The organism is Actinacidiphila sp. bgisy167 (assembly GCF_965342175.1).
Taxonomy (GTDB): Bacteria; Actinomycetota; Actinomycetes; order Streptomycetales; family Streptomycetaceae; genus Actinacidiphila.
Genome location: NZ_CBDRBL010000047.1, coordinates 14,300 through 24,235, shown reverse-complemented (window position 1 = coordinate 24,235; position 9,936 = coordinate 14,300). Strand labels below are relative to the sequence as shown.

The 9,936-nt window shown below is 75.8% G+C and carries 8 protein-coding genes and 1 pseudogene; 3 read left to right on the top strand and 6 right to left on the bottom strand.

Going from position 1 to position 9,936, the window contains the following annotated elements:
- The first annotated feature begins 3 nt into the window (after positions 1-3).
- The gene (locus tag ACRWND_RS18755; RefSeq protein WP_431950773.1) at positions 4-2,535 is read left to right on the top strand and encodes a right-handed parallel beta-helix repeat-containing protein; all 2,532 of its coding nucleotides are present in this window, start codon (positions 4-6) and stop codon (positions 2,533-2,535) included.
- Positions 2,536-2,554: 19 nt separating this feature from the next.
- Here the strand turns inward: ACRWND_RS18755 and ACRWND_RS18750 are convergent, their stop codons facing one another.
- Positions 2,555-4,327 carry an MOSC domain-containing protein gene (locus ACRWND_RS18750; protein WP_431950771.1) on the bottom strand — a complete coding sequence of 591 codons (1,773 nt, stop codon included), beginning with the start codon at positions 4,325-4,327 and terminating at the stop codon, positions 2,555-2,557.
- 205 nt (positions 4,328-4,532) lie between these two features.
- On the opposite strand from ACRWND_RS18750, the pseudogene ACRWND_RS18745 reads away from it, so the two are divergent.
- Positions 4,533-5,273 (top strand): annotated as a pseudogene (locus tag ACRWND_RS18745) (GNAT family N-acetyltransferase); the annotation flags it as partial.
- A 249-nt stretch (positions 5,274-5,522) separates the two neighbouring features.
- On the opposite strand, the gene ACRWND_RS18740 reads toward ACRWND_RS18745, so the two are convergent.
- From ACRWND_RS18740 to ACRWND_RS18720, 5 genes are all read right to left on the bottom strand, one after another.
- The gene (locus tag ACRWND_RS18740) at positions 5,523-6,575 is read right to left on the bottom strand and encodes a sulfite oxidase (RefSeq protein ID WP_431950801.1); all 1,053 of its coding nucleotides are present in this window, start codon (positions 6,573-6,575) and stop codon (positions 5,523-5,525) included.
- A 131-nt stretch (positions 6,576-6,706) separates the two neighbouring features.
- Positions 6,707-7,135, bottom strand: a complete 429-nt coding sequence (locus ACRWND_RS18735; RefSeq protein ID WP_431950769.1) for a hypothetical protein — start codon at positions 7,133-7,135, stop codon at positions 6,707-6,709.
- Positions 7,136-7,233: 98 nt separating this feature from the next.
- Complete coding sequence (locus tag ACRWND_RS18730; protein WP_431950767.1) at positions 7,234-7,731, bottom strand: GAF domain-containing protein; 498 nt, start codon at positions 7,729-7,731, stop codon at positions 7,234-7,236.
- A gap of 125 nt (positions 7,732-7,856) precedes the next feature.
- The gene (locus tag ACRWND_RS18725; protein WP_431950765.1) at positions 7,857-8,108 is read right to left on the bottom strand and encodes a DUF5133 domain-containing protein; all 252 of its coding nucleotides are present in this window, start codon (positions 8,106-8,108) and stop codon (positions 7,857-7,859) included.
- 66 nt (positions 8,109-8,174) lie between these two features.
- A complete protein-coding gene (locus ACRWND_RS18720) occupies positions 8,175-8,888 on the bottom strand; it encodes an STAS domain-containing protein (protein WP_431950763.1) in 714 nt (237 codons plus the stop codon).
- A gap of 554 nt (positions 8,889-9,442) precedes the next feature.
- Here ACRWND_RS18720 and ACRWND_RS18715 point away from each other — a divergent pair.
- A complete protein-coding gene (locus ACRWND_RS18715) occupies positions 9,443-9,850 on the top strand; it encodes a hypothetical protein (protein WP_431950761.1) in 408 nt (135 codons plus the stop codon).
- The last annotated feature ends 86 nt before the right edge of the window (positions 9,851-9,936 follow it).

Below are 9,936 nucleotides of genomic sequence, written 5' to 3'. Positions count from 1 at the left end.
AACATGACCCGTCACACCGTGGCCCCGAAAGGACAAGGCGGCCGGGGGGCCTTCCACCGGATCGCCGACGCGGTGCGCGCCGCCGCACCCGGCGATGTCGTGGTGATCGCCCCTGGCACCTGGACCGAGGCCGTGGTGCTGGACCGCGCCGTCGTGCTCACGGCCGAGCACGGCCGGGGGAGTGTGGTGCTGGCCGCGCCGCCGGGGCACCTCCCCGCCCTGACCGTCGACGGCACGGACTGCGCCCTGCACGGCGTCACGGTGTGGGGCGCCGACGATGCGGCCGCCGCGATCGCCGTCTCGCCCGGCGCCGGACTGGTGATGGAGGACTGCGCCGTCGAGGGCGGGCGCGTCCAGGCCCGCGGCCCGGAGGACGACGAGAGCGGCACGACCGCCCTGATCCTGCGGCGCTGCCGCCTGGAGCGCGCCCGGCTGGCCGGCCTGCACCTGGCCGGGGCGGTGCGCGCCCGGGCCGAGGACATCAGCGTCACCGGCGTGGACGGCACGGGGGTCGTGCTCTCGGGCACGGCCCGGCTGGACGCGGCCCGCCTGCGGCTGGACCGAACGACGGGCTCGGGCGTACGGCTGCGCGGCAGCGCCCGCCTGCGGCTCGCCGACTCCACGCTGACCGGCACCGGCCGGGCCGGCCTGCTGCTGGAGGAGGCCGCCGAGGCCACGGCCGGCGAGCTGCGGATCGAGTCTCCGGGAGCGGCCGGTGTGCACGTCACCGGCACGGCGCGCGCCGAGCTCTCCGACTGCCGGATCCGCGGGGCGTCGGCCAGCGGGGTCGTGGTCCAGGACAACGGGGTGCTCAAGGCCAGCGGCTGCGCCGTCGCCGATGCCGGGGCGAACGGGCTGCTCGTCACGGGTGCCGCTCAGGCGCGGCTCGCGGACTGCCGCATCGATCGCAGCGCCTTCAGCGCTGTCCACCTGTCCGGCACCGCCACCGGGCGGCTGACCGACTGCCTCGTGCGAGACGGCGCCGAGCACGGCGTCCACGCGGCGGGCGAGGCCCGCCTGGAACTCGCGGACTGCGGGATCAGGAACGTCGCCATGACCGGTGTCGCGGTGGCCGAGCAGGCCGTGGCGACGGTCACCGGCTGCCGCATCGACGAGGTGGCCAAGGGCATCGACGTCGCCTCCACCGCCGCGAGCCGGGTCGAGCACACCACGGTCACCGCCACCAAGGAGACCGGGGTGCAGGTCGCGACCGGCGGCACCGCGGTCCTGACCGGTCTGCGGGTCACCGGAGCCGGGGCCGCCGGAATCGTCGTCGACAAGGGCGCCGAAGCCACCCTCAACGGCGGCTTGGTCGAGGACTGCGCCGGCTCCGGCGTCGTCGTGTGGACCGGGGCCCGCTCCACCGTCGTGGACCTGCGCATCGACCGGCCCGCCAAGAACGGCGTCTTCCTCGCCGAGGGCGCCGCCGGCACCTTCACCTCGCTCGAGGTGTCCGGCTCCGGCTTCCCCGCGCTCCATGTCGGCACGGGGGCGGACCCGGTCTTCCGGCACTGCCGGATCCGCGATTGCGCGAACACGCTCGGAACGGACGAGGGCGCCGCCCCCGAACTCCACGACTGCACCGCCGACGGCGCCCCGCTGACCTTCGGCGGGCCCTCGGCCGCCCCGGCGGCACCCGCCACCCCGGGCGGGCCCACCGCACCACCGGACGGAACGCGCCCCGCGGCCGCCGACGACGACCAGGACGAGCCCGAGGAGAGCCTGGAGGACCTGCTCGGCGAGCTGAACGCCCTCGTCGGCCTCGACCGGGTCAAGCACGACGTCGGCTCGCTGGTGAAACTGATGCAGACCGTCCGCCGCCGAGAGGAGGCCGGACTCCCGGCCCCGCCGCTCAGCCGGCACCTGATCTTCGCGGGGAACCCCGGCACCGGCAAGACCACCGTGGCCCGCCTCTACGGCAGGCTCCTGAAGGCCCTCGGACTGCTGCGCAAGGGCCATCTGGTGGAGGTCGACCGCACGGCCCTGGTCGGCGAGTACGTCGGCCACACCGGCCCCAAGACCACCGCCGCGTTCAACCGGGCCCTGGGCGGCGTGCTCTTCATCGACGAGGCCTACACCCTGGCCCCGGTCGGCGCCGGCAACGACTTCGGCACGGAGGCCATCGGAACCCTGGTCAAGCTGATGGAGGACCACCGCGACGACGTCGTCGTGATCGCCGCCGGCTACCCCGGCGACATGGACCGCTTCGTCGGCTCCAACGTGGGCCTGTCCTCCCGCTTCGGCCGCACGCTGTTGTTCGAGGACTACGGGGCGGACGAACTGGTCTCGATCGTCGAGTACCAGGCCGCGGAGCACCGGTACGAACTCACCTCCACCGCCCGCGCCGAACTCACCCGGCTCTTCGAGCTCCTCCCGCGCGGCGAGGGCTTCGGCAACGGCCGGTCCGCCCGCCAGATGTTCCAGGAGATGACGGAACGGCAGGCACAGCGCGTCGCCGAACTGGACGACCCCACCGCGGACGAGCTCATGGCCCTGGAGGCCCAGGACCTCCCGCAACCCGCCGCCCACGGCTGACCGCCCGCTCCGGCACCCCCTACAGGTCGAGCACCACGTCCTCGCGCGGCCTTGAGCAGCAGACGAGGGCGCTGCCGGCGGCGGGTTCGTCGACGGGCTCGGGGGCGTACGCCACGCCACCGGCCAGGACCGGGGTCTCGCAGGTGTGGCAGACCCCGGTGCGGCACGACCAGCGGGTCGGCACGTCGCAGGCCTCGGCGAGTCCGAGCAGCGTGCCGTACGCCGGGTGCCACGGCACGCTGAGGCCGCTGCGGGCGAAGGACACCGACGGCCCGGTCGGCTCGCCGGGCGCGGCCGCGGGCGGGTGCGGGGCGCGTGCCGTCGCACCGACCACGCCGGGGTTGATCGAGGACAGCGCGCCGAAGGTCTCCCTGTGGATGTGGTCCCCGGTCAGGCCTCCCGCGGTCAGCGCCTTGACCATGTCGTCCATGAAGCCCTGCGGCCCGCAGACGTAGGCGTCCGCGTCCGGCGGCAGCGCCAGCGCGGCGATCCGCTCCGCGTCGAGCCGGCCCGCCCCGGTGTAGTCGGCGCCCACGCGGTCGCCCTCCTGCGGCCTGCTGTACGCGATGTAGGCGTGTGCGCCCGCCAGCCGCCCCACCAGCGCCCGGGACTCCGCGGCGAACGGATGGTTCTCGCCGTCGCGCGCCACGTGCAGCCACCACACCTCGCGCCGGGCGGAGCCGTCGGCCAGCGCGTACAGCATCGCCATCACCGGCGTGGCGCCCACTCCCGCGGACAGGAGGACCACAGGCGTGTCGCCCTCCCCGAGGACGAAGGTGCCGCGCGGCGCGGCGACGTCCAGGAGATCGCCCTCCCGCACGTGCCGCCGCAGGTAGCCGCTGCCGGCGCCGTGCGGCTCCAGCTTGACGCTGATCCGGTACTCCGCCGCGCCGGGCCGCCCCGACAGGGAGTAGGTGCGGATCAGCGGCGGCCCCTCGGGGTCCGGCCGCATCCGGACGGTGAGGAACTGGCCCGGCATCCCGGCCGGCAGGGGGCCGCCGTCCTGCGCGGCCAGGGTCAGCGAGAAGATGCTGCTGCTTTCCTCCCGGACCCCGGCCACCCGCAGCGCGCGGAAGCCCGGCCAAGCCGGGGGAGGGGCCGCCGCCCCCGTCAGCCCCGGGTTGCCCGCGGCGCCGTCGCCGTCCTCCGCCGGGGTGTCGAGCAGCGCCCGCATCGACGCCTGCCACCCCGGACTGAGCGCGGGGATGCGCAGGGCACGCTCGACCTGGTCCCGGGGATGCCCCGGCAGGTAGAGCAGCGCGTCGATGTCGGCGACGGTCATCGCCTCCGGCCCGGTCCCGATCTTGACGATCTCGTCGCCCGCGGTGACCTCGCCCTCCTCCAGCACCCGGAAGTAGAAGCCCGGGCGCCGGTGGGCCACCAGCAGCGCGGCCATCCGGGGCTCCGCCATGCGCATCCCGACCCGATAGCAGGTCACCCGCGGCTGCGTGACCTCGAAGACCGCCCCGCCGATGCGGTACCGGTCCCCGATGCACACCTCGTCGTCGGGTAGCCCGTCCACGGTGAAGTTCTCGCCGAACTGGCCGAAGGTGAAGTCGTCCCTGCCGAGCTCCGTCTGCCAGTGGCGGTACGAGTCCAGCTGGTACACCAGCACGGCCCGCTGCTCGCCGCCGTGCCCGCCGAGGTCCCCCTGCCCGTCGCCGTCGACGTTGAGCCGCCGGACCATGCGCGGGCCCGAGACCGGCTCCTTCCACACGCCTGTGAACGTCGTCCGGCCCTGCCACGGAACGTTCTTCGGCATACCGACGCTGACGGCGAGCAGTGTGGCCATTGCGCCATCTCCCTCGTAGCGCGAGCCCCCACCTCCCGGCCACGCTATTACGCGGCGCGCGCCGCGCAACCCGGCCGGTGCCCCGCCCGGCCGGGCGCCCGGCGGCCACGGCGGGGGATGGCGCAAGGGCGCGGCGGTGTTGACCGACCCGAGAACGCCGGAGCCAGACGGACCGGAACCTCGATGGACGGAGAACCGCACCACTATGTCCACCACCGTCGACCACGCCCACCCCGCCGAGCCCGGGGGCGAGCACGCCACGACCGGCGCCGCCTCCGCCCCGCACAACCCCGTGTGGGCCGCACTCACCGGTCCGCACGCCCGCTTCGCCGAGGTCCGCGGGCGCGCCGCCCGGTACCGCGCGGACGTCTCCGTCTTCGCGGGTCTCGGCGACCCGGCCGACCCAGCAGCCTGGGACGACCTCGCCGGGCTGCTCGGGCCCGGCGGCGCCGCCCTGGTCACCGGCTCACCAGTGGTCCCCGATCACTGGGAGGTCGTGGAGGGCGGCGAGGGCGTGCAGATGGTCGGCACCGCACTCCGCGCCGAGCACGCCCAGGAGGCCGTGCGGCTCATCCCCGGCGACGCCGACGACGTCATGGACCTGGTCGCCCGGACCCGTCCCGGCCCCTTCCTGCCGCGGACCCTCGAACTCGGCACCTACCTCGGCATCCGGGAGAACGGGCGTCTGATCGCGATGGCCGGGGAGCGCCTGCGGCCGCCCGGCTGGACGGAGATCAGCGCCGTCTGCACCGACCCAGGCCATCGCGGCCGGGGCCTGGCGACCCGCCTGGTGAGCGCCGTCGCCGCAGGTATCCAGGAGCGCGGGGACACCCCGATGCTGCACGCTGCCGCGAGCAACACCAACGCGCTGCGGCTGTACGAGTCGATGGGCTTCTCCCCAGGCCGCCGACCGCTGTTCCTGCTGGTTCGCGCGCCGCAGGCGCGATCCCAGAAAGCGTCGGCCGCCCGGGCGGCCTCCTCAGGGTGCCCGCGACCGAGCCGCCGACCCGTGGTGGCCGGCTCCGGGGCCGCCTGCGGCCCACGAGCGCCGCGTCCGAAGACCGTCTTGCCCCGCCGCCGGCCCACGGCGGCTGGGCCAAGGGAACAGCCTCGCGGGGACGGGCCGGGCACCTGCCCGCCCCGGGCATGTGGCGGTACGCGGCCCGCCGCCCGGCCGGCTCGCGCCGAGCGGCCCTCAGGCGCCGGCCGCCAGGCACACCACCGGGACCCGCTGGACGAGGTTGTTGGCGAAGCCGCCGCGGTTCCAGAGCTGTTCCAGCGGCTGGGTGTGGCCCTCCGCGTCGGTGGCGCGGACGCTGAGCACGTGCCGGCCCGGCGTCGCCTCCCACGTGGAGTGCCAGCGCCGCCAGGCCCAGCGGTGGTCCTGGTCGCCGAGTTCGGCGGCATGCCAGGTGCGGCCGCCGTCCGCGCTCGTCTCGACGCCGACGATCGGCGCGCGGCCCGACCACGCCCGGCCCTCCAGGAGCTGCGGGCCCGGCCGGACGACGCGCGTGCGCGTCATGAAGTCGGGGAAGCCGGGCGGCACCATGAGCGCGCGCGGTGCGATGCGGGTCACCGGCTCGCCGGGTTCGTCGGGCTCCTGCCGCAGGCGGTACGCCTCGGACTGCTGGAAACCGGTGAACGGCGTATCGGTGAGCCTGATGTCGCGCAGCCACTTCACGTGCGCCATGCCGTACCAGCCGGGAACCACCAGGCGGACGGGGTGACCGTGCTGGGGCGGGAGGGGCGCGCCGTTCATGGCGTACGCGACCAGCACCTCGGGGTCCTCGGCGGTCGCGGCGGCGACGGTGAGCGAGCGCTGGTAGTCCTGCTCGACCCCGCGCTCCACGCCGTGGTCGGCGCCGGTGAAGACCGCCTCGACGGCGTCCGGCTCGACGCCTGCCTCCCGCAGCAGGGTGCGCAGCGGCACGCCCGTCCAGTCGGCCGTGCCCACCGCCTCGGTCAGCCAGGGCTGGCTGACCGGGCGCGGAGTCAGCCCCACGCGTCCGTTGCCGGCGCACTCCATGGTGACCCGATGGGTGACGGCCGGGTACCGGCGCAGGTCGTCCACGGACAGTTCCAGCGGGGTGCGGACCTTGCCGCCGATGGTGAGCCGCCACGTCTGTGCGTCGGCGGGCGGGATGTCGAAGTGGACCAGCACGTAGTGCAGGCCGGGGGGTGTGACGTCGTAGCGCAGGGCCTCCAGGGGCAGCGCGTGGTTGCGGGCCGCCAGGCCCAGTTCGTCCATGCCGATGCCCTCGGCCGGGTCGGCCAGCCGGGACGCGGCGCTCACATGCGCGATGCTCGGATCATCCACCCCACCAGTGTGCCCCGGCAGGGCCCGGCAGTTCCCGCCAGGTCACGGCAGTCCCCGCCAGATCACAGCCGGGCCCGGTCGAGCAGCGCCCGCAGCACGGGACGCCGGGGCGACTCGGGGGGCAGCGCGCGCAGCGCCGCCTGCAGAAGGTCGACGTCGTGGTGATTGCCGGGCCGGTCCAGCCAGTCGAGCAGCAGCCTGGCGTCGCCGCGGTCGCGCAGGGCGCGGCGCAGCGCCCAGTGGAGCTCCTCGCGCGCATCGACGATGGCCGGGGCGTCCGAGCCGGGCAGCAGCGCCCCCGGGTAGCGGGCCAGGGCCCGGCGGTGGGCCCCGCGCGCGAGGAGCGCGCGGACCTCGTCCGCGTCCGTGGTGGCCGGCAGCAGCAGCCGGTACGGGCGTGAGCCCAGCACCTGCGGGCCGAGCAGTCGGCGCAGCCGCGACATCTCGGCCCGCAGGGTGACCCGCGCCGACTCGTGCTCGTGCAGCCGCACGGTGAGCGCGTCGGCGCCCAGCCCCCGCGGATGCCGGGCCAGCAGGAAGACGATCTCCGAGTGCCGAGGGCTCAGTTCGACCGTCCCGTACGGCGAGGTCAGCAGTGCCCGGTCGCGTGCCAGTACCTCCAGCCGCGCCCCCGCGGCCTTCGCCCCCGGCGCGGGGTCGCGGGGAGCACGCCGCGCAGCCGCAGCAGCCGCAGTTCGGCCTCCGCCGCCGCCACGGTGGCCCGCACCAGGGCCAGGGCGTGCGGCGCCGCGATATGGTCGCCGCCGGTCAGGTCGATCACGCCGATGACCGCACCGGTGTCCGGGTCGCGCACCGGGGCCGCCGAGCAGCTCCACGGGTGCACCGGACGGATGAAGTGCTCGCCCGCGTAGATCTGCAGGGGCCGTCCCAGCGCGACCGCGGTGCCGGGCGCGTTGGTGCCGACCGCGTCCTCCGCCCACTCCGCGCCCTCGACGAAGCCGATCCGCTCGGCCCGCGCCGCCAGTCCCGCGGTCCCGCCCGCCCCGCGGGCGGCGTGCCGCGGTGAGGCTCGGGCCGCGGCGAGTGCCTGGAGGCCGCCCGGGAGGGCGCCGGCGCCGGGGAACATGGTGAGACGTCCTGATGCGGCGTCAGCGAGCCGTCACGGGCGTCGCCGCCGGCGTGCCGGTCCTCGGGTGCGGGGCGCGGCCCCGCACCGGGGCCGACGCCGGCGCGGGACGCGGGAGCACCCCGTCAGGCGGGCACCGAGTCGCCCTCCGGGCGCGCCTCGGGCAGACGCAGCCGCGCCGCGGCCAGCGCCGCGTCGACGTCCCGCATGCCGGTGGCCACGCACAGCGTGTACGAGACGTCCGCCATCCGGCGCCGTACCTCGGGGTCCGCGGGGTCCAGCAGCCTGAGCGTCTCGTAGCGGTCGACCAGATCGCTCAGCACGGCGGGGTGGGCCAGCAGCACGTCGTCCTCCTGTGGGGCGGGGCATCGGATCACGGCACGGTGTACCTGGCTGCCGCCTACCCGGACTTCGTCCGGGCACGCAGCCGTGCGCGACGGGAATCAGCGGCGGGTCCGCTCCGGCAGGGCGGTGACGATGATCTCGCGGGTGGCCGTGCTGTCCTCGACACCGCGGAAGCCGGCGAGGGCCAAGGCGTCCAGCACCGGCTTGTGGAGGGGACGGCGGTGCGCCCCGGCCGTCGGAGGCGCCGCCGCCGCGCCGGTGCCGAGCAGGGTGTCCCAGCGCACGACCACACCGCGGGGCCCCGCCTCCACGGCGGGGCGGTCCTCGTCGCCGTGCCGGGTGAGCGGGAGCCCCGCGTCCAGCAGGGCCTGGCACACAGCGGTGTGCAGGCGCCGGACGTCCGCGCCGAGCCGCCGGGCCGACGGGCGGGACGGGGTGAGCGCCCCGCGGTTGCCGGTGAGGTCGAGCAACCGCACGACGGTGTCGCTGGTGGCGGTCACGGTCAGCGTCCGGTGCGCGGCCATGGCACGGTTGCGCAGCTCCAGCAGGGCGTTCAGCCCCGCGCCGTCGCAGCCGGTGACGTCGCGCAGGTCCAGGTCGAGGCCGTCTCCCCCCTCCAGCGCGGCGAACAGGGCGCGGCGCAATTCCGGCGCGCTCCGGGCGTCGAGCTCCCCGATCAGGACGGCTTCGGTGCGCGCGGTGCCGCGGGGACTGAGCAGGATGGTCAGGCGTGCGGGGGACTCGTGCCGCCTGCTGGGTCCGGCGTCCGCCGGGACGGAGTGCACCCGCAGATCGGGAAGGTTGTCCGACATGCCGTACCTCCTGCACTTTCGCTGCTCGCCGGTGCGTGCACCACCTCGGTGTGGAGTGGTGGGAAGACATGAACGACGCCCGGCGGCCACAGGGACATCACAGGGCAAAAGGGTGACATCGGCATGATATGCGCAGACGGGTGGGTTGGCGTCCGGTGCGCCGGGGAGCCCTCTCCCGCGCGTCGCGAGGCGCCGGAGTGCCGCGCGCCGGCGGTCGGTACCGCGGGTCGGCCAGGGGCGTCCCCGAGCGGGCGTGCGACCGGGACGGCGGTGCCTGGACCTCTCCCGAGCGACGACCCCTCACCGCGGGAATGTACGGGGGCGTCACCTGACCGGTCGTCACCCCGGTCGTCTCAGGCGGCGCCGTCGTCGGCCCACTCGCAAGGCCGTGGTTCGGTGGCAACGGCACGGCGGTGCGCAACGCTGGGCGGAACCGCCAGCGGAGTGATCAGGGGCCCGCCCGGCGTGCCGCGCCGCGGACCGAGGCGGGTAAAGGGGTTTCGATGAGCGCGGGCCGCCGACCGGTGGCCGCCGCAACTGTGATGGAGGCCGTCATGCGTGTCAGCCCTGCCGCTGTGTCCGTCCTGTCCGCGGCGATGCTGGTGGCCGCGGCGCCCACCGCGCGGGCCGCGGACGGCTGGCACACGCAACGCGACGGAGGCCGCAGCGTCCGGCTCGCCGTGCACGACTCGGGGCGTGTCGGCCAGGCCGTGATCACCGTCCACCGGGCCGGGCGCGGCTGGATCGTCGACGCCCTCGTCACCAAGGAGGTGGACGACCCGGGGTGCGTCTTCCTCGCCACCGACGACGGCCGGCGCGACGGCCGGGGCAGGGAGATCGGCGCCCAGTGCGGCTCCGCGGGCAATACGACGCGCATGATCACCCACACGGAGTTCCGGCGGCTCGTCCTCGGCTGGGCCGACGGCTACGGCGCCCACACGGAGCGGAGCGTCAGGATCTGACCGCCCGCCCGGCGTCCGCACCCCCACTCCCACCGCCGTCGCCGCAGTCGATGCCGCAGCCGCAGCGGACGAGCGCGGGATCACCG